17 protein-coding genes are annotated in these 19,546 nt (G+C 66.0%); 3 read left to right on the forward strand and 14 right to left on the reverse strand.

The genetic code is table 11. The features are described from left to right. Positions 1-14: 14 nt before the first annotated feature. The 14 genes from smc to ABZ677_RS12005 all read right to left on the reverse strand — a co-directional run bounded on the left by smc (position 15) and on the right by ABZ677_RS12005 (position 17,639). Positions 15-3,716: a chromosome segregation protein SMC gene (gene smc, locus ABZ677_RS11940; RefSeq protein ID WP_358369495.1), complete on the reverse strand. Its 3,702-nt coding sequence runs from the start codon at positions 3,714-3,716 to the stop codon at positions 15-17. A gap of 60 nt (positions 3,717-3,776) precedes the next feature. Continuing rightward, a complete protein-coding gene (locus tag ABZ677_RS11945; RefSeq protein WP_094634209.1) occupies positions 3,777-4,052 on the reverse strand; it encodes an acylphosphatase in 276 nt (91 codons plus the stop codon). Beyond that, on the reverse strand, positions 4,049-4,948 hold the full coding sequence (locus ABZ677_RS11950; RefSeq protein WP_358369499.1) for an SMP-30/gluconolactonase/LRE family protein: 900 nt from the start codon (positions 4,946-4,948) through the stop codon (positions 4,049-4,051). The genes ABZ677_RS11945 and ABZ677_RS11950 overlap by 4 nt, the downstream gene beginning before the upstream one ends. Next, the gene (locus ABZ677_RS11955; protein WP_037189670.1) at positions 4,948-5,376 is read right to left on the reverse strand and encodes an OsmC family protein; all 429 of its coding nucleotides are present in this window, start codon (positions 5,374-5,376) and stop codon (positions 4,948-4,950) included. Before ABZ677_RS11955 ends, ABZ677_RS11950 begins: the two co-directional genes overlap by 1 nt. Before the next feature lie 91 nt (positions 5,377-5,467). Beyond that, positions 5,468-6,334 carry a bifunctional DNA-formamidopyrimidine glycosylase/DNA-(apurinic or apyrimidinic site) lyase gene (mutM, locus tag ABZ677_RS11960; RefSeq protein WP_037189672.1) on the reverse strand — a complete coding sequence of 289 codons (867 nt, stop codon included), beginning with the start codon at positions 6,332-6,334 and terminating at the stop codon, positions 5,468-5,470. Further along, on the reverse strand, positions 6,334-7,131 hold the full coding sequence (rnc, locus tag ABZ677_RS11965; protein ID WP_230596224.1) for a ribonuclease III: 798 nt from the start codon (positions 7,129-7,131) through the stop codon (positions 6,334-6,336). The genes mutM and rnc overlap by 1 nt, the downstream gene beginning before the upstream one ends. A gap of 11 nt (positions 7,132-7,142) precedes the next feature. Continuing rightward, positions 7,143-7,325, reverse strand: a complete 183-nt coding sequence (gene rpmF, locus ABZ677_RS11970) for a 50S ribosomal protein L32 (protein ID WP_032397784.1) — start codon at positions 7,323-7,325, stop codon at positions 7,143-7,145. Then, entirely contained in the window at positions 7,326-7,934 is a 609-nt protein-coding gene (locus ABZ677_RS11975) for a DUF177 domain-containing protein (protein WP_037189678.1), read from the reverse strand. A 91-nt stretch (positions 7,935-8,025) separates the two neighbouring features. Beyond that, complete coding sequence (locus tag ABZ677_RS11980) at positions 8,026-8,817, reverse strand: DivIVA domain-containing protein (protein ID WP_094634206.1); 792 nt, start codon at positions 8,815-8,817, stop codon at positions 8,026-8,028. Between the two features lie 119 nt (positions 8,818-8,936). Then, on the reverse strand, positions 8,937-9,425 hold the full coding sequence (gene coaD / locus ABZ677_RS11985) for a pantetheine-phosphate adenylyltransferase (protein ID WP_037189683.1): 489 nt from the start codon (positions 9,423-9,425) through the stop codon (positions 8,937-8,939). Positions 9,426-9,461: 36 nt separating this feature from the next. Continuing rightward, positions 9,462-10,016, reverse strand: coding sequence for a 16S rRNA (guanine(966)-N(2))-methyltransferase RsmD (gene rsmD / locus ABZ677_RS11990; protein ID WP_037189685.1), 555 nt, complete (start codon positions 10,014-10,016; stop codon positions 9,462-9,464). Then, on the reverse strand, positions 10,013-13,429 hold the full coding sequence (locus ABZ677_RS11995) for a pyruvate carboxylase (RefSeq protein WP_358369506.1): 3,417 nt from the start codon (positions 13,427-13,429) through the stop codon (positions 10,013-10,015). The genes rsmD and ABZ677_RS11995 overlap by 4 nt, the downstream gene beginning before the upstream one ends. A 222-nt stretch (positions 13,430-13,651) precedes the next feature. Next, on the reverse strand, positions 13,652-15,928 hold the full coding sequence (recG, locus tag ABZ677_RS12000) for an ATP-dependent DNA helicase RecG (RefSeq protein WP_358369508.1): 2,277 nt from the start codon (positions 15,926-15,928) through the stop codon (positions 13,652-13,654). Between the two features lie 13 nt (positions 15,929-15,941). After that, on the reverse strand, positions 15,942-17,639 hold the full coding sequence (locus tag ABZ677_RS12005; RefSeq protein WP_358369511.1) for a DAK2 domain-containing protein: 1,698 nt from the start codon (positions 17,637-17,639) through the stop codon (positions 15,942-15,944). A 251-nt stretch (positions 17,640-17,890) separates the two neighbouring features. Here ABZ677_RS12005 and rpmB point away from each other — a divergent pair, with 251 nt between their 5' ends. The 3 genes from rpmB to ABZ677_RS12020 all read left to right on the forward strand — a co-directional run bounded on the left by rpmB (position 17,891) and on the right by ABZ677_RS12020 (position 19,499). Then, complete coding sequence (gene rpmB / locus ABZ677_RS12010) at positions 17,891-18,082, forward strand: 50S ribosomal protein L28 (protein ID WP_008717389.1); 192 nt, start codon at positions 17,891-17,893, stop codon at positions 18,080-18,082. 203 nt (positions 18,083-18,285) lie between these two features. Beyond that, positions 18,286-18,858, forward strand: coding sequence for a M15 family metallopeptidase (locus tag ABZ677_RS12015; protein WP_037189699.1), 573 nt, complete (start codon positions 18,286-18,288; stop codon positions 18,856-18,858). Further along, complete coding sequence (locus ABZ677_RS12020) at positions 18,855-19,499, forward strand: phosphatase PAP2 family protein (protein WP_358369516.1); 645 nt, start codon at positions 18,855-18,857, stop codon at positions 19,497-19,499. The genes ABZ677_RS12015 and ABZ677_RS12020 overlap by 4 nt, the downstream gene beginning before the upstream one ends. The last annotated feature ends 47 nt before the right edge of the window (positions 19,500-19,546 follow it).

Raw genomic sequence — 19,546 nt, forward strand, 5'->3', positions numbered from 1 at the left:
CCGGCGGACGAACCTCAGGACACGGTGTCGGATTCGGCGACGACAGGTGCCGCCTCCAGCTCCGTTGCGTCCGGCTCGGCTGCGTCTGGCTCGGCCGGGTCCGGTTGTGGTGCGTCCACTGCGACGCGTTCTCGGTTCAACCGCTGCGAGATGACCGTGGTGATGCCGTCGCCGCGCATGCTGACGCCGTACAGCGCGTCGGCCACCTCCATCGTCGGCTTCTGGTGGGTGATGACGATCAGCTGCGACTTCTCGCGGAGCTGCTCGAACAATCCGATCAGTCGACGCAGGTTGGTGTCGTCCAGTGCAGCCTCGACCTCGTCCATCACGTAGAACGGAGACGGTCGGGCACGGAAGATGGCCACCAGCATGGCCACCGCGGTCAGCGATTTCTCGCCACCGGAGAGCAGCGAGAGCCGCTTGACCTTCTTGCCGGGCGGGCGGGCCTCGACCTCGATTCCGGTGGTGAGCATGTCCGACGGGTCGGTCAGGATCAGTCGTCCTTCGCCGCCAGGAAAGAGCTTGGCGAACACGCCGGTGAATTCTCGTTCGACGTCGAGCCAGGCCTCCGTGAAGACCTGCAGAATCCGTTCGTCGACGTCGGCGACCACGCCGAGCAGGTCCTTGCGCGCGGATTTGACGTCCTCGAGCTGAGTGGACAGGAAGTTGTAGCGCTCCTCGAGGGCCGCGAACTCTTCGAGGGCGAGCGGGTTCACCTTGCCGAGTGTGGCCAGGTCACGCTCGGCGCGTTTGGCGCGCTGCTCCTGCGTGGCTCGGTCGAACGGCATCGGGGCAGGTGCCACCACCTGCTCACCACGCTCCTTGGCCGCCTCGTACTCGGCCATCTCGAGTTCGGTGGGAGGCAGTGCCACATCGGGCCCGTACTCGGCCACCAGATCGTCGAGGCCGATGCCGTGCTGTTCGAGAATCGTCGTCTCGAGCTGTTCGATCCGCAGCGCTGCCTGTGCGCGGGCCACCTCGTCCCGGTGCACGGCGTCGGTGATCGACGCGAGCTGACCCTGCAGGGCGCGGACTTGCTCTTTCACCTTGTCGAGTTCGATTGTGCGCGTTGCACGTTCGGCAGAGAGCTCGTCGCGCCTACGTGCAGCTGCGGCAACGACCGTAGCCAACCGTGCGGCGACCTCCTCGCCGGATTCTCCGACCGCCGCGGCCACTGCGGCCGCGTGCCGACGCGCTGCGCTCTCGCGTTCGGCTCGCGCCCTGGCCTCACGCTCGGCTCGCGCCGCCCGTCGAAGCGAATCTGCCCGGCCTCGCACGGACTGTGCACGCTCTTCGGCGGTCCGCACGTTCAACCGAGCTTCGACCTCCACGGCACGTACTTCGGTCAGTGCCGCTGCCGCCATCTCCCGTTCCATGGTGGTCGCCGCATCACCGCTCTCGCCGTCTCCCGCGAAACCGGATTGCTCGTCCTCGGCCGTCCGCAGATTTTCCTCGAGCTCGGCAAGCCGGGCAATCGCTTCTTCTCGGCTGGCCTCGGCAGAGCTGCGCTGCGTCGTCAACCGTGCCGACTCCGCGTGCGCCGAACGCGCCAATTGACCCAATCGGCCCAGCTGCTCGTACACCGCGGCCATCGCAGCGTCTGATTCGTTGAGCGCTGCGAGCGCTTGCTCGGCCGACTCGCGCCGATCCCGTTGTTCTGCCAACGCTCCCGACAGCGCTGCGTCGAGCTCCTCCGCTCGTCGGACTGCCGCCGCCAACTCCACCGTCGACGTGTCGATTGCCGACTGCACCTCGAGGGTGCTCGGGCGACGGTCCGAGCCGCCGGTGACCCAGCCGGCTTCGACGACGTCGCCGTCCTTGGTGACCGCACGCAGCTCACCGGAATCGGAGACGAGACGGTGTGCAGCGTCGAGCGAATCGACCGCGACCACACCGTCGAGCAGGGCCGCCATGGCCCCGGCCAACCGGTCCGGATACTCGATCAGGTCCAGCACCCATCGAGCGCCGCTCGGGAGGTCCGGACGTGGAACCGGTTGCGCTGCAGCCACATTGCCGTGCACGATGGACGCGCGGCCACCGTCGGCTGCACGCAGCGCCAGCACCGCATCACGCGCGGCATCGAACGATTCGGCGTGTGCGGCATCGGCGGCCGGACCCATTGCCACTGCCACCGCGATCTCGTACCCCGGCTCGACCGTGAGATGGCCTGCGAGCAGACCCGACAGGCCGTCCTGCTGGTTCTCCACCAGCCACCCGGCACCGTCCTTGCGTTCGAGGCCCATCGTCAGCGCCTCGATCCTGGCCTCGAACGACGCCACCCTCTTGCCCGCGACGCGCTCTTCGGCCTGTAGCTCCGTCACTCGGGCGTCGGCATGCCGCAGCGCGGCGACGGCTCGTTCGTAGTGGGTGTCGAGGCTCAGTTCGCTCGCGTCGAGGGTGCCGATCTGATCCTGCACACTCTCGAATTCACGCTGAGCCGATTCGCCGCGCTCTCGTGCCTCGTCGATGGCCACCGACAAGCGCGCCACCTCCGCGTCGATCGACTCGACCTTGGTTCGGAAGGTGTCGACTCGGCCGGACAGGCGCGCGAACCCCTCGCGGCGGTCGGCCACCGCGCGTACGGCCGCAAGGTGGGCACGCTCGGCGGCCGCAGCAGCGGCTTCGCGCTCGGCCAACTGCTCACGTGCCGCCTCGAGCGTTTCGCGTGCCATCTCGACGGCCTCGACGAGTTCCATCTCTTCCTCGGCCACTCGCTCGGCCTGCGCTTCGAGCTCGTCCGGGTCCTGTCCGCGACCGGTGCTCTGGACGGCGTCGAGATGTCGAGCTCGTTCGTGCGCGATGCGCACCGTCGCATTCACGCGTTCGGCCAACGCGGAGAGACGGAACCACGTCTGCCCGGCCGCTTCGGCGCTCGGAGTCAGCCGAGCGACGGCCTGCTCGTGTTCGCCGAGTGCCACCGAGCCCGCTTCGAGGGCGTCCTGCACCATCGCGTACTGCTCACGAGCCGCTTCCTCGTCCTGAGTCTGGTTCGCGAATTCCTCGCGCCTGGCCACCAGATCGTCGGCGACCAGTCGCAACCGGGCATCGCGCAGGTCTGCCTGGACGGTCTGCGCACGACGCGCAACCTCGGCCTGCCTACCGAGAGGCTTGAGTTGGCGACGTAATTCGGTCGTGAGGTCGGTCAACCGCGCCAGGTTGGCCTGCATCGCGTCGAGCTTGCGGACGGCCTTTTCCTTGCGCTTGCGGTGCTTGAGCACCCCGGCTGCTTCCTCGATGAAGGCTCGCCGGTCCTCGGGCCGCGATTCCAGGATCGCGGCGAGCCGGCCCTGCCCCACGATCACGTGCATCTCGCGGCCGATACCGGAGTCGCTGAGCAGTTCCTGGACGTCCATCAATCGGCACGAACTGCCGTTGATCTCGTACTCACCCGCGCCGTCTCGGAACATACGCCGGGTGATCGAGACCTCGGAGTAGTCGATCGGCAGTGCGCCGTCGGAATTGTCGATCGTCAGAGTCACCTCTGCGCGGCCGAGCGGGGCTCGACCCGACGTGCCTGCGAAGATGACGTCTTCCATCTTCCCGCCGCGCAACGCCTTGGCACCTTGTTCACCCATCACCCAGGTCAGGGCGTCCACGACATTGGATTTACCCGAACCGTTGGGCCCGACGACGCAGGTGATTCCGGGCTCGAAACGAAGAGTCGTCGCCGAAGCAAAGGACTTGAAGCCCTTCAGCGTCAGACTCTTGAGATACATAGCGTCCGTACTTTACCGGTAGTACGCAGCGATGTGCGCCGAGCCGTCCGCATCGGGCGATCAGCGTTCGACGAAGCCCGTCAGATCTCCGCGGGCGGTGTCCCAACTCTCCACGACGAGCGTGACCGTGCCCGGGGTCCGATCGCCTCGGAGCAACTCGAGAAGCGCCTCGAGACGCTCACGTGGGCCCTCGGCTATCACCAGAACACGTCCGTCCGCGTGATTGGTCGCGTGCCCGACCAATCCCAGCTCCAGCGCACGCGAGCGAGTCCACCACCGAAACCCGACCCCCTGAACCAGGCCGTGCACCCACGCCGTCAGCCGTTCGTCCGTCATACCTGACTCATCTTTCGGACTGTTCCGTCGAAACTGGTGGCGTACAAGGCCTTCTCGTCGAATCCGACCCCGCCGAAGGCGACCGACGAAGTCAGCGGAACACCGGTGGCCATCACGCAGGACGATCCGGTCTCGGGGTCGATACGGACCACCCTGCCGGCGAGATTCTGTGCGAGATAGACCGTTCCGTCATCGGCCACGGTCAGATCGTCCGACATCGTGAGCGGTCCGATACCGTCGATACGAATGCGCTCGGAGGGCCCGGACGGATTGTTCGCGTCGAGCACGGTGAGCGTCGTCTCGAGATCGAACGTGTTGGCCACGTAGATCTTTTCGCCGCCGATGCCGATTCCGTTCGCCGTGCCCACGTCCGTACGTACCGTCGACACGGTGCGATCGGTTGCGATCCGGCTCAGGCCTGCAGCGACACCCAGATTACGGGTGGTGAACAGATCACCCGTCTCCGATCTCGCCAGCCCGTTGGGCATCGCCAGGCCCGACGCGTACGTCGACCGAACCCCCGTACCGAGATCGATCGTGTCGACGGTGCCGGTTCGGGTATCGAAAAGCCCTGCCGCAGCGCTGTTTCCGGTCGTGAAATACAGCGTGTCACCGTCGGTGACCAGTCCGCCCGGCGACTCGACGTCGGCAACGAGTGTGCCCCGGTCACCGTCAGGAGCCACGGTACGCAGAGCGCCGGGTCCGATGGGAGAGGTCTCGGAGACGATCATCGAACCGCGGCCGTCGAATTCGAGATTTTCGAGCATCCCGAATCCCGACGCCACCGTGCTCACCGCCCACGGAGTGCAGCTGCTCGACGCGTCCGCGGTGGGTGCCAGGGCGGTCGCCGCGCCGAGGAGCAGACCCGTGACGACCACGGCTGCCCCGGCTTTCATCAGGCGTCCACGTCGATGTCCAGGGTGACAGTCGTACCGGCCTTCAGGGTCCGCCCGACGGTGCACACCTTGTCGATGGCGCGCTGGACGACCGTCAGCAGACGCTCCTGCGCCTCGGGATCCATCTCACTGAGGTCGACTCGGAGAATCTCGTTCAGTTCCGGGTACCGCTCGTTCTCGCGATCGGCGGCACCGGACACCTCGACGGTGGCGGAGTAGTCATCACCCAGTCGACGCGAGAGCGGTAGGTCCGAGCTCATACCGGTGCAGGCTGCGAGTGCGATCTTCAGCAGCTCGCCGGGGGTGAAGACGCCCTCGACCGACTCGGACCCGATGAGCACTTCGGCTCCTCGTGAGCTGCGGCCGGTGTAGCGACGGGTACCTGTGCGCTCGACCCAGAGGTTGGTCGGCGTGCTCTGTTCTGCCATGACCGAAATACTAGGCGGGCGGTTCAGGAGTGGAGCCCGCGGAATGACGTGTTCGCACAGGAGTGGAGCCCGCGGAATGACCTGCGCCCGGTCAGCCGCGCACGTGTCGGGGTCGCGGCTGGCAGGTTGGGCAGCTGAACGAGGAGCGATTCATGAACTTCTCGCGTCTGATCGGGGCTCCGCACCGAGAACAGGGCAGACCCTCCTGACCGTAGGCATCGAGGGAACGATCGAAGTAGCCGGATTGTCCGTTGACATTCACGTACAGCGCGTCGAACGAGGTTCCGCCCTGTGCCAGGGCCTCGCCCATCACCGCGTGCACCGCGGTGAGAAGGCGTCGCAGTGCCGGCCGCGTCAGAGTCTCCGCGATTCGATTGCCGTGGATCTTCGCGCGCCACAGCGCCTCGTCGGCATAGATGTTGCCCACGCCCGAGAGCACGGTCTGATCGAGCAGTGCCCGCTTGATCTCGGTGTGCTTGCCGCGCAACACGGTCACCACCGATTCGGCGTCGAACAGTGGATCGATCGGGTCGCGGGCAATGTGCGCGACCGGTTCGGGTACCTCTGTGCCGTCCACGGTGACGATCGGGGCGAGAGCCCAGCCGCCGAACGTGCGCTGATCGACGAAGCGCAGATCGGTGCCGTCGTCGAGTCGAGCGCGAATCCGCAGGTGCTTCTCGTCCGGGGCGGACGGCGGCTGCACCAGCATCTGTCCGCTCATACCCAGGTGCACGACGGTCGCGAAGTCGCCGGGTTCCATCACCAGCCACAGGTACTTGCCGCGCCGCCGAGCAGAGGAGACACGCTGACCGCGCAGCTGGCCGATCAGATCGAGGCCCCCGAGATCGTGTCGTCGCACGGCGCGCGGGTGCAGCACCTCCACCGACCGCATCGTCCTGCCGACGACGTGAGATTCCAGACCGAGCCTGACGACCTCGACCTCGGGCAGTTCCGGCATCAGGTTTCGTCGGTTGCCGACTCGGCCGGAATCGCAGTGTCGTTGTTCGACAGTGTGTTCCACGCCAGACTGGCAGCCTTCTGTTCGGCTTCCTTCTTCGATCGACCGATACCGACGCCGCGAGGGAATCCGCCGACCAACACGGTCGCGGTGAATTCCTTGTCGTGATCGGGCCCGGTGGACGAGATCTCGTACGCGGGAACGCCCAGTGCACGTTCGGCGGTCAATTCCTGCAGGCTCGTCTTCCAGTCCAGCCCCGCACCGAGCTTGGGAGCCCGATCGAGGAGACCTGCGAACAGCGTCAGTACAACGGTGCGCGCGACGTCGATGCCGTGCTGCAGGTGGATTGCACCCAGCATCGACTCCATGCCGTCGGCAAGGATGCTCGGCTTGTCGCGTCCGCCGGTCTGCTCCTCGCCCTTGCCCAACAGCAGGTGGCGACCCAAGCCGCCGTCGCCGAGTCCACGCGCGACCTCGGCCAGGGCATGCATGTTGACCACGCTCGCCCTGATCTTGGCCAGCTGACCTTCGGACTTGGTGGGGTGCACCGCGTAGAGATGCTCGGTGACGGCCAGGCCGAGCACCGAGTCCCCCAGGAACTCGAGCCGCTCGTTCGTCGGCAGACCACCGTGCTCGTACGCGAACGACCGGTGCGTCAGAGCCAATGTCAACAATGGTTCCGACAGGGAGACACCGATAGCGGCGAGGAGCGACTCTCGGTCGTCCCCGCCGCTGACGGCAGTGGAGCTATTCTTCTGCGAACCGCTGTTGTGCCGGTCCACTACTTCGTTTGTCACGTAAGCGGAAATCAGACCGCTGCGACGACCTGGCGGCCCTTGTAGGTGCCACACGAGGGGCACGCGATGTGGGGCAGAGTCTTCTCGCCACAACCGCGGTTGGGGCACGTCACGAGGGTGGGCGCAGTGGTTTTCCACTGTGCACGACGCGACCTCGTGTTGGAACGCGACATTTTGCGCTTCGGGACAGCCACTTACTTCTCCTCGGCTTCGTTGTTCACAAGTTCTGTGCTCGGTTCTGGATCCACGCCAAATTTGGCTGCAAGACCAGCCCAGCGAGGATCAATTGTATCGTGACTGTGGCCGGATTCAGCAATCGCCAGGCGAACGCCGCATTCTGGGCACAATCCCTCGCACTCGTCACTGCAGACGGGGTGGAGTGGAAGCTCCAAACCGACCGCGTCGACGATGACGGGTTCGAGGTCTATCAGGTCGTCGACGATGCGGTGAATCTCGTCCGCATCGGTGGTCTCCTCGGTGATGCTGTTCGGGTAAGCGAACAACTCGGTCAGGTAGACGTCGACGTTGCCACCGACCGGGTCGAGGCAGCGCGTGCACTCGCCGGCCGTGACTGCCCGTACGGAGCCGGTGACGAGAACGCCCTCCGAGACCGCCTGCAACTGCAGATCGAGCGAGACCGGAACACCGGCTTCGATGGCAATGGCATCGAGGCCGATTCGGGAAGGAGCCGGAACCGTCCGCTCGATGGCCTTCGTCGACCCGGGTCGACGACCGAGGTTGAGAATGTCCAGAACGAATCCGTCGTCCAATTCCGGACGCGTCGTTCTCTTGGGCGGGGGCACGGCTGTTCTTCCTTACTGTCGGTATGCCTACTGTCGGTAAGCAACCCCACAACGATACGCATACGCGCATACGAGGGCAAATCGCTGCCGTTCAGTGGCGGCTGCGACGCCCCTGGTCCGGGCTCCCGTACGCGGAGTCACCGTACGGCTCATTGCCGTATTCCGGTACACCCGAACCGGTTCGGAGCTGCTGACGCCCACGGCCGACCGATCGAATGGTGCCGCTGAGGAACTCCTCGAACTCTGCAAGCTTGGTATCGACGTAGACGTCGCACTCACTGCGCATCCGATCGGATTCGGCGTGCGCGCTGTCGATCACCCGAGCCGACTCGGCGCGGGCCGCCTGGACGACCTCGGTTTCCGAGACGAGCCGGTTCTGTTCGGCTGTGCCGTCTGCGACCGACCGCTCGTACGACGCGGTACCGGACTCGATCATCCGATCGGCCTCGGTGCGCGCGCGAACGGTCAGTTCCTCGTACTCACGCTGGCCGTCGAGCACCGTTCGCTCGGCCTCCGCCTCGGCATCGGCCACGAGCTGATCGGCGTGGGCCGACGCCTCGGACACCATGCGATCCGCTTGAGCCTTGGCGTCGGCGAGAATGCGATCGGCCGAATCCCTGGCGTTCTCGACCGTGTCCTTTGCCTCTGCGTTGGCGGTGCCGACCGTCTTCTCCGCAGTGGCCCTGGCGTCGCCGACGAGCTTGTCGCGGTGATCCAGTACGTCCTGGGCGTCGTCCAACTCGCCGGGGATGGCGTCTCGGACGTCGTCGAGCAGTTCCAGGACATCGCCGCGAGGGACGACGCACCCGGCAGTCATCGGAACGCCGCGCGCCTCCTCGACAATGGCGACGAGTTCGTCGAGCGCCTCGAATACGCGGTACACCGGTTACCCCAATCGTCGAATCTGCCACTGCGCGGTCTTCACTCGCAGTGCTGCGCTGTTCAGTCTGCCCGTCGACGCGTGCGTCTGCGCTATACCGGCCCGGTGTGTCGCTCTTCGAACTACTCTGCGGCCCGCTCGGCGATACGGGCCGTCAGTCGATCCTGAACGAAGGGCGGCAGCATGCCGGTGACGTCTCCCCCGAAGGTCGCGACCTCCTTGATCAACGAACTCGACAGGAAGCCGTGAGCTGGATTCGCCGGGAGAAACAGCGTGTCCACACCGGTCAACGTTCTGTTCATCTGCGCCATCTGCAACTCGTAATCGAAGTCGTTGGCACTGCGCAGACCTTTGACGATCGCCGAAAAGCCTTCTTGCCGTGCGTAATCGACCAACAGGCCGTACCACGAACCGACTCTGACATTGGGCAGATGATCCGTGGCGACCTCGAGCATCTCGATCCGCTCGTCGATGCTGAACATGCCCTTCTTGCTTTTGTTCACCATCACCGTGACCACCACCTCGTCGAAGGCGGCGGCGGCACGCTCGAAGATGTCGAGGTGACCGTTGGTCACCGGGTCGAAGGATCCAGGGCAGAGTGCGCCAGTCATGCCCGCGAACCTATCAGCCGATCCCGGGCTCGCTCGTCACGCGCGTGCTGCGATCTCGATCCGACTCTCGCCGTACTTCTTCGACTTCTCCGGAACCAGTCCGGCCGGCCATCGGGTCTCCGGCGAACGCGACGACCGCTCGAGGACGACGACCGCGTCGGGAGTGAGCCATCCCCCGGTGACGAGTCTGTCCAACAGGCCGGCGACGGCAGTGTCGGTGACGGCATACGGCGGGTCGGCCAACACCAGGTCGTACGCCGCATCCGCAGCGCCCGCCAGCACGGACGCCACCGGAGCGCACCGGACCGATGCGCCGGGCAACCCCACCGATGCGATGTTCTTTCGCACCACCGCCGCCGCTCGGGCGTCCGATTCGACCAACACCGCCGACGATGCTCCACGCGAGAGTGCCTCTAGCCCCAGTGCTCCCGATCCTGCGAACAGATCCAGCACCGCGGCACCGTCGAGTTCCATTCGACTCTCCAGCGAGCTGAACAACGCTTCGCGAACTCGCTCGGAGGTGGGACGGGTGCCCTGGCCGGGAACCGACAATCGTCGACCGCCCGCGACACCCGCCACGATCCGTGTCATTCGCTGCCGGCCTCTTCGCCCGTCGACCCCCCACCGATGACGACGAGCAGATCGCCGCCCTCCACCTGCTGCACGCCCGAGATCGCCAGCCGGGTCACCGAGCCGCCGCGAGGAGCGGTGATGGCAGCTTCCATCTTCATCGCCTCGATCGTGGCGATGGTGTCGCCGGCCGAGATCTTCTGTCCCTCTTCGACGGACAGTGTGACGACGCCTGCGAACGGTGCCGGGATGTGCCCGGAGTTCGATCGGTCCGCCTTCTCGACCGTGGGGGCCTCGCTGGAGATGGATCGGTCGCGCACCGACACCGGCCGCAACTGTCCGTTGAGAATGCACATCACGGTGCGCATGCCACGCTCGTCGGGATCGGAGATGGCCTCGAGCCCGATGAGCAGCTCGACGCCCTTCTCCAGTGCCACCCGATGCTCCTCGCCCTGCCGCAGCCCGTAGAAGAACTGATTGGCCGACAGCCGCGTCGTATCGCCGTACTTCTCGCGGTGGGCAGCGAGTTCGGCCGTGGGACCGGGGAACAGCAGACGGTTGAGAGTCTCGCGGCGCTGAGCCGACGTGCCGTCGAGGTTCTTCTCGTCCTCCTCGGTGAGCGGTGTAACCGGCTTGCCCTCGCCACGACCCTCCAGCGCCTTCGTCCGCAACGGTTCCGGCCATCCGCCCGCAGGCGTGCCCAGATCACCGCGCAGGAATCCGATCACCGAATCGGGGATGTCGTAGCGACCGGGATTCTCGGCGAATTCCTCGGCGGACGCGCCTGCACCTACCAGAGCCAGAGCCAGGTCGCCGACGACCTTCGAGCTCGGCGTCACCTTGGTCAAACGGCCCAACATGCGGTCGGCTGCAGCGTAATTGGCCTCGACGGTCTCGAACCGATCACCGAGACCAAGCGAAATAGCTTGCTGCCGTAGATTCGAGAGCTGTCCGCCTGGAATCTCGTGCGTGTAGACGCGGCCCGTCGGTGCCGGCAGCCCGGACTCGAACGGCGCGTACACCTTTCGCACGGCCTCCCAGTACGGCTCGAGGTCGCAGACGGCCTGAAGATTCAGACCGGTGTCACGCTCCGTGTGCGCGGCAGCCGCCACGATCGCCGACAACGCAGGCTGGCTCGTGGTACCCGCCATCGCCGCGCTGGCACCGTCGACAGCGTCTGCCCCGGCCTCCCACGCGGCGAGGTACGTCGCGAGCTGACCACCGGGTGTGTCGTGCGTGTGTACGTGCACGGGCAGATCGAAGTTCGAGCGCAACGCCGTCACCAGCGTCTTGGCTGCGGGTGCGCGGAGCAGTCCTGCCATGTCCTTGATGGCGAGCACGTGCGCGCCTGCGTCGACGATCTGCTCGGCCAACTTCAGGTAGTAGTCGAGGGTGTAGAGGTTCTCGTTCGGGTTCGACAGATCACCGGTGTAACTCAGTGCCACCTCGGCGAGCGCCGTACCGGTCTCGCGCACGGCATCGATGGCCGGACGCATCTGATCGACATTGTTGAGGGCGTCGAAGATACGGAAGATGTCGATGCCGGTGTCGGTGGCCTCGGCAACGAAGCTGCGGGTCACCTTCTCCGGATACGGGGTGTAGCCGACGGTGTTCCTGCCGCGCAGCAACATCTGAATTGCGATGTTCGGCACGGCCTCCCGCAGACTCGCCAGGCGCTCCCACGGATCCTCGTGCAGGAACCGCAGCGCCACATCGTACGTCGCACCGCCCCACGCCTCGATGGAGAGCAACTGCGGCGTCGTACGCGCCACGTACGGGGCGACACCGAGCAGTCCGCTCGTCCGTACTCGCGTCGCCAGCAACGACTGATGTGCATCACGGAACGTGGTGTCGGTGACGCCGAGAGCTTTCTGGTTGCGCAGATCGCGGGCAAAACCCTCGGGCCCGAGCGCGAGCAGTCGTTGACGCGAACCGTCGGGAATCGGAGCCGAGAAGTCGACAGCGGGAAGCTTGTCATGTGGGTACACCGGGGACGGACGCTCGCCGTGCGGCTTGTTGACCGTCACGTCGGCCAGGTAGGCGAGAATCTTCGTGCCGCGGTCGCCCGAGGATCGCGAGGTGAGCAGTTCCGGTCGCTCCTCGATGAACGAGGTGGTGACCCGGCCCGCGGTGAAGTCGGGATCGACCAGAACCGCTTGCAGGAACGGGATGTTCGTCGCGACACCGCGAATCCTGAACTCCGCCAACGCTCGTCGGGCCCGCGCCACAGCGGTGTCGAAGTCGCGGCCGCGGCAGGTGAGCTTGACGAGCATGGAATCGAAGTACGCGCCGACCTCCGCGCCCAGCGTGGTTCCGCCGTCGAGACGCACGCCCGCACCGCCCGGCGTGCGGTACGCAGTGATGCGTCCGACGTCCGGCCGGAATCCGTTCGCCGGATCCTCGGTGGTGATGCGGCACTGCAGCGCCGCACCGCGCAGCACGATGTTCTCCTGCTGCAGACCCAGATCCGCGAGCGTCTCACCCGAGGCGATCCGCAGCTGGGACTGCACCAGATCCACATCGGTCACCTCTTCGGTGACGGTGTGCTCCACCTGAATTCGAGGGTTCATCTCGATGAAGACGTGATTGCCACGGGTGTCGAGCAGGAACTCGACGGTCCCGGCGCACGAGTAGCCGATCTGCTTCGCGAACGCGACGGCGTCGGCGCAGATCTTCTCACGCAATCCTTCGGGCAGGTTGGGAGCCGGAGCGAGCTCGATGACCTTCTGATGCCGACGCTGCACACTGCAGTCGCGCTCGAACAGGTGCACCACGTTGCCCTGGCCGTCGGCGAGGATCTGAACCTCGATGTGCCGAGGATCGATCACGGCCTGCTCGAGGAACACCGTCGGATCACCGAAGGCCGATTCGGCCTCGCGCGCAGCAGCTTCGATGGATTCGCGCAGCTGCTCGGGCTCGGCCACTCGGCGCATACCTCGACCACCGCCACCGGCGACCGCCTTGACGAACAACGGGAACGTCATCGTCTCGGACGCCGCGACGAGCTCGTCCACATCGGACGACGGGTCCGACGACGCCAGTACAGGAAGCCCTGCGGCCTTGGCGGCCGCGATGGCCCGCGCCTTGTTACCGGTCAGTTCGAGCACGTCGGCCGACGGGCCGACGAAGGTGATGCCCGCCTCGGCACACGCCGCGGCCAGATCCGGGTTCTCGGAAAGGAATCCGTACCCGGGATACACCGCGTCCGCACCACTGCGTTTGGCAGCGGCGACGATCTCCTCGACCGAGAGATACGCGCGAACAGGATGACCCTTCTCCCCGATCTGATACGCCTCGTCGGCCTTCGTCCGGTGCACCGAGTTCCGGTCCTCGAACGGGAACACCGCAACGGTCGAGGCCCCGAGTTCGTAGGAGGCGCGGAAGGCGCGGATGGCGATTTCACCGCGGTTGGCAACCAAAACTTTGGAGAACATTGGCTCAACTTACCCGGCAGCGTGAGCCACCGAGGTGTACTGATCTCAACATTCGGGACGAATTGCTCGAATCGGCCGACTGAAACGGTGCAGTGAGTCCCTACGCCGTTCCTGATCGTTCCCGGTCGTTCCTGCAGGCTCCACTCCTGCCTTCCCCTGTCGTTCCTGCAGGCTCCACTCCTGCCTTCCCCTGTCGTTCCTGCAGGCTCCACTCCTGCCCCGTCAGGACTTCTGCAAATAGTCGACTCGATCCGATCGCCAGGCCGACCGCATCATCGACGCAATGCCGGGATCGTTCGCCAGCGACGGGTCCCGCGCGAACAGAGACCGTGCGCAGTCCTGTGCGTCGGCGATGATGTCCTCGTCGTCGATGAACGAGAGCAGCCGCAGTCCGCTGACCGTGCCCGACTGAGCAGCTCCGAGAACGTCGCCCTCGCGACGCGTGGCCAGATCCAGCTTGGCCAACTCGAAACCGTCGTTGGTGGCCGCCACCGCCTCCAGCCGGGCGAAGGAGCCACCCGCGGGGCTGAGATAGCTGATCATGATGCACAGGCCCTGGTGCCCGCCTCGGCCGATCCGGCCTCGCAACTGATGCAGTTGGCTCACGCCGAATCGGTCCGCATCCATGATGACCATGACCGTCGCGTTGGGAACGTCCACGCCCACTTCGACCACCGTGGTGCACACGAGCACGTCGATCTCGCCGGAGTTGAACTCGGACATCGTGATGTCCTTGTCGTCTCCCGACAGTCGCCCGTGCAGCAGCCCCACGCGCAGATCGTGCATCGGTCCGGTGGAGAGGGTCTCGTACAGGTCCACCGCAGCCGTCGTCTCGGGGCCGTCCTCCGCGCTCGCGCTCTTCTTCTTCGCGGCGCTCTTCTTCCCGTTCTCCGCGTCCTCGTCGTCGCCGATGCGGGAGCACACCACGTAGGCCTGGCGACCCGCTGCCACTTCCTCGTGAATACGCTGCCACGCTCGATCGACCCAGCCCGGTTTGCTCCTGGCGGGTACGACGTTGCTGACGATGGGCGATCGGCCGCGGGGCAGTTCGGTGAGCACCGACGTCTCGAGGTCACCCAATGTCGACATCGCGATGGTGCGCGGGATGGGGGTCGCGGTCATCACCAGCAAGTGCGGACTGGTGTTGTCGCGAGCTTTCGCGCGCAACGCATCTCGTTGCTCGACGCCGAACCTGTGTTGTTCGTCGACGACGACCATGGCGAGATCGAGGAATTCCACTCGGTCCTCGATCAGGGCGTGGGTACCGATCACGATGCCCGCGTCACCGGTGACGGCATCGAGCAGGGCGGACCGCTTGGCCGCCGTGGACATCGAGCCGGTCAACAAGGCGACCTTGGTCGCCAACTCGTGCGATCCGAGTTCCCCACCGGCCGCGAGGCTCCCGAGCATCGACCGAATCGAGCGCGCGTGTTGGGAGGCGAGAACCTCCGTCGGTGCCAGCAGCGCACACTGATGTCCGGCATCGATCACCTGCAGCATCGCCCGCAGTGCGACGATCGTCTTGCCCGAGCCGACCTCACCCTGCAACAGCCGCGACATCGGATGCGGTGCCGACAGATCGTGGGCGATCTCGGCTGCGACCTGGTGCTGGCCGGCCGTCAACTCGAACGGCAGACGCCGATCGAACTCGGCGGCGATGCCGTCGGTGATCGGTGGGCATCGCGCTGCCACCCGGGTGGATGCGTCGCGTCGGCGATCGGCGAGGACGAGTTGAACGGCGAGCGCCTCGTCGAACTTGAGCCGCTCGCGCGCGGAGTCCTTGTCCTGTGCGGTGTCCGGGAAATGGACCGACCGCAGCGCGGTGTCGATGTCGACGAGACCGCGTTGCGCACGGACCGACTCGGGCAGCGGATCGACCACGTCGTCGAGCTGGTCGAGCACCTGCCGCACGCAGCGCATGAAGGTCCAGCTCTCGACGTCCTTCGCGGCCGGATAGATGGGCACGAATGCTCGATCGAACACCGACATGTCGACGGCACCGGAGGAATCGACGGAACCACGAGCGAGTCCGGCCAGGGTGCCGCCGCCGACGATTCGCCCTGCGGGCACGACGGCACCGTCGTTGTCGTCTCCGCCGAGAATCACGTAACTGGGGTGCGTCAGATTCCAGCGCTTGCCGAAGTACTTGACCTTGCCCGAGAACATTCCTCGGCGACCGGGTACCAGAACGTGCTTGAGCTTGTGCGGGCTGAAGAAGGTGGCGTCGATCCGCTGTCCGTCGGCGGCGAGTGTCACTGCTAGGAACTGACCGTTGCGGTTCTTCATCGAGCGCAGCGTCGCGGACTCGATCGTGGCGACGATGGTGATGTGCTCGCCCTCGGGCGGCTCCTTCTCCCCCAGCTCCGAACCGTGTGTCATGTAGCGGTGCGGATAGTGCCGAAGCAGGTCCTCGACGGTGTGAATACCGAAGATGTCTGCCAGCGGCGTCGCCGCCGCGGCTCCGAGGATGTGATCGAGCCGGTCCACCAGCGTTGCCATTGTCCGAGATTCCCTATTCCACTCCGAATTGCACGAGATCCCCCGGCTGCCCACCTGTATAGACCACCACGTCGACTCCGGGATGTGCGCCGGCCACGTACTCGGCCAGCCGATCACCGAAGTCCTCCGAGGCCTGGGCTCCGACGAGCACTGTCACCATCTCCCCGCCCGTGGCCAGGAGCTGATCGAGCAGCCGGCACCCCGCATCGAGCGGACGAGCGGCGACGATCACCACCTCCTGCCCTGCGAGCCCGATGCAGTCTCCCGGCTCGCACGTGCCGACCCACGTCAGGGATCGCTCCCGGGCGATACGCAGAGAACCCCACCTCGTGCCCGCCGCCGCCTCGGACATCGTGAACGCGTCGTCGACCGCAGCCCTGGCGGCATCGTGCACCGCGAGTGCGGCCAACCCCTGCACCATCGCCGAGCACGGCAACATCACGACGTCTTTGCCGTCTGCTCGGGCAGCTGCGCCGACGGCTACGAGTTCCTGCGCGGACAACGCGCCGTTCGGCAACACCAACACCTCGCGATGCTTCATCCCGACGATCGCTCGATGCAGCACCGAGGAGTCGATCGCCTCGTCGCACCGCACCACCGTCGCGCCTTCCTGAACGTAGAGATCTGCGGCACCGTCCCCGGCCACCAGCGCCAAAATATCGCGACCGACCGACAACTCTGCTCCGTCGTGCGCTTCGGGGCTCACCGCTCCGGCCGGCTCGGCGAATCCGAAACACGAGATCCGCACTCCGCGAACATCTCCGGCAGCGATTCCGAGTTCGACGGCACCACCGGGGTCGGTGGTGTGTACGTGCGCGGACCAGGCCCCGGAACCGTCACCGGCGACCACGACCGAATCACCGATGTCGGCCAGGGCCCGGCGAAGCTCCGCCGCCCCCGCATCGTTCTGGCCGTGCACGACGTAGACCACCTCGTACCCGAGAGGGCGACCCGTTGCGTACCCCGGCTCGGGTGCACCGTCGCAGTCCGACGAGACGTTCGACGCATCGCCCACCGTCCGGCGTTCGTGCTCGTGTGGGCGACGGTATCGCCGGCGCGGTGGAGTGCGGCCGATCACCACCTCCACGAGCGCATCGATGATCACCGAGAGACCGAGAGCGCCTGCGTCCACGACCCCCGCCTCCCGGAGTTCGGCGAGTTGGTCCGTCGTGCTGTCGACCGCACGAGCGGTGGCCTCGGCGATGTCGACCACCAGAGTGGCGAGGCCGACATTGGCATCGTGGGCGGAGGCCTCGCGATCGGCGGCGGCCAGAACGGTGAGCATCGTGCCCTCGACGGGAACGCTGACCGCTCCCGCAACCAGGACTTTCGCGCGTCGCAACATGGCCTGGACCGACACCGTGTCCAACGGGCCGTCGGCCGAGGCCTCGGCGACAGCGCGCAAGAGTTGGGACACGATCACTCCCGAGTTGCCCCGCGCACCCGCGACCGCCCCCACGGCCAGTGCCCGCCCGATCGCGCGGGCGTCCGCCGTGGGCCCGGCTGCACGCATCGACTCCACCGCGGCACGGAAGGTGAACATGAGATTGGTGCCGGTATCCGAGTCGGGGATGGGGAACACGTTGAGTGCATCGATCTCGTCGCACCGCGCGGTCAGGGAATCGACGCAGCGGTAGGCCCACCGTCGCAGAGCTGCGGCATCGATCGATTCGAGAACGTCGACCACCTCGAGCAGCCTCCCCCGCGTCACACACGCCACCTCGTCCGAACTCCCTCGCGGACAGTGCCCGAAGCTTAGTCGGGCATGATCGGTGGCGCGCCTTCCGTGAGCCCTCACGCAGCGTCTGCCGTGGCGGTTTGGTGATTGCGTGCGACGCCGCTATTCTTGCAGGGTTGCCTCGAGGCGATCTTCACGCATTGCAATCCTTGCATCTGCTCGTAGTTCGTTTCGATGTCTTCGACCACATGTATCGATCAACATCTATCAAGGAGTTCGCGACTATGGCTGCCGTCTGCGACGTATGCGCCAAGGGGCCCGGCTTCGGTAAGTCGGTCTCGCACTCGCACCGACGGACCAACCGTCGTTGGAACCCGAATATCCAGACCGTTCACGCTCAGGTTGCGCCTGGTAACTCCAAGCGCATGAACGTGTGCACCTCCTGCTTGAAGGCAGGCAAGGTGGTCCGGGGCTGATTTCGGCCTCGCTCTTCGATTTCCTCCACGGCCTCGACTGCGTGCGAGCACTGTGCCCCGCCCCCGATCTCGGAGGCGGGGCACAGTCGTGTGAGCTTCCGTTTCGGTTCCGTTCCGTACTGTTACACAACCGGTCGGGACCGTGACGAATACGGCGAATCACGGGCACCGGCCGGTGACACCGGCCGAGCAGTCTCGAACGCATGGCGACAACACGCACACTCCTCGTCACGGCGCTCGCAGCGCTGACGCTCACGGCATGCTCGAACGCAGAGCCCGATACGCCGACGGCCGCGCACTACCTGGCCAGTCAGCCCGACTCGGGGCCGGCCGGCGGTGAGATAGACGACCGGATAGGCCTCGACAACACCGATCTTCCCGCACTGGCCCGTCTCGACCCCGTTCTGCTGATGGCACTGCAGTCCGCTGCTGCGGATGCGACATCGTCCGGGGTGGATGTGTACGTCACCTCCGGATGGCGTTCCGCGTCGTACCAGCAACGCTTGTTCGACGAGGCCGTGACCCGCTACGGCAGCACCGACGAAGCAAGACGCTGGGTGCAGACCCCCAACAATTCCAAGCACGTCACCGGACGGGCGGTGGATGTCGGACCGACGGACGCCGCCGACTGGATGATCCAGCACGGCAGCGACTACGGCCTGTGCCAGACCTACGCCAACGAAATGTGGCACTTCGAGATGGCGACCACTGCCGGCGGCACCTGCCCGGCCCCACTCGACGACCCATCCGAAGAACGATCGGAGGGCCGACGATGACACGGGTCGAACCGAGGCGACTGGTCGCCGCACTGGCACTGCTGAACCTGGGAGTCCTCGTCTACTGCCTGTGCGTGTTGACGACCACGGGCCAAAGGGTGGATCAAGGACTGATGGTGAGCGCCGAATCACTGTCCGGTGACCTCGCCGAGATCTGCGCCGAATTCGTCGAACTCGTCGCACCGGTCTCGGCCGCAGGAGCGGTTCTCGTCGTATGCCTGATCGCGTGGCGCGGCAACAGGATTGCCCTTGCGCTGCGAGCGGGAATCATGACGCTCGGACCGATTGCGACGGCCTGGATTCTCAAGTACTCGCTCGATCGACCGAACCTGGACGGACTCGTCCAGCACAATTCCTTTCCCAGCGGCACCCTCACCTGCGTCACCGCTGTCGTCTGTGCGGTATACCTCGCAACTGCTCGCCGCTGGCGAATCGTCGTCGCGATCAACGGTGCACTGCTCATCGTCGGAACTGCTGTGTCGGTCGTCGTCCTGAAATGGCACCGCCCCAGTGACGCGCTCGGCGCGCTGCTGCTCGTCGGGTGCTACGCCCTTGCGGTCTCCGCATTTCCGATCAGGATCTCCTCGCCCCGACATTCGACGCTGGCCGACCCCGGCAACGAACGTCTCGCGCAGGTGTGAGCCCTGTACCCTTGGCCGATCGCGATTGCCCCTACTACACAAGGTCC

Origin of the sequence: Rhodococcus sp. NPDC006774 (assembly GCF_040636045.1) — a bacterium.
Lineage (GTDB): Bacteria > Actinomycetota > Actinomycetes > Mycobacteriales > Mycobacteriaceae > Rhodococcoides.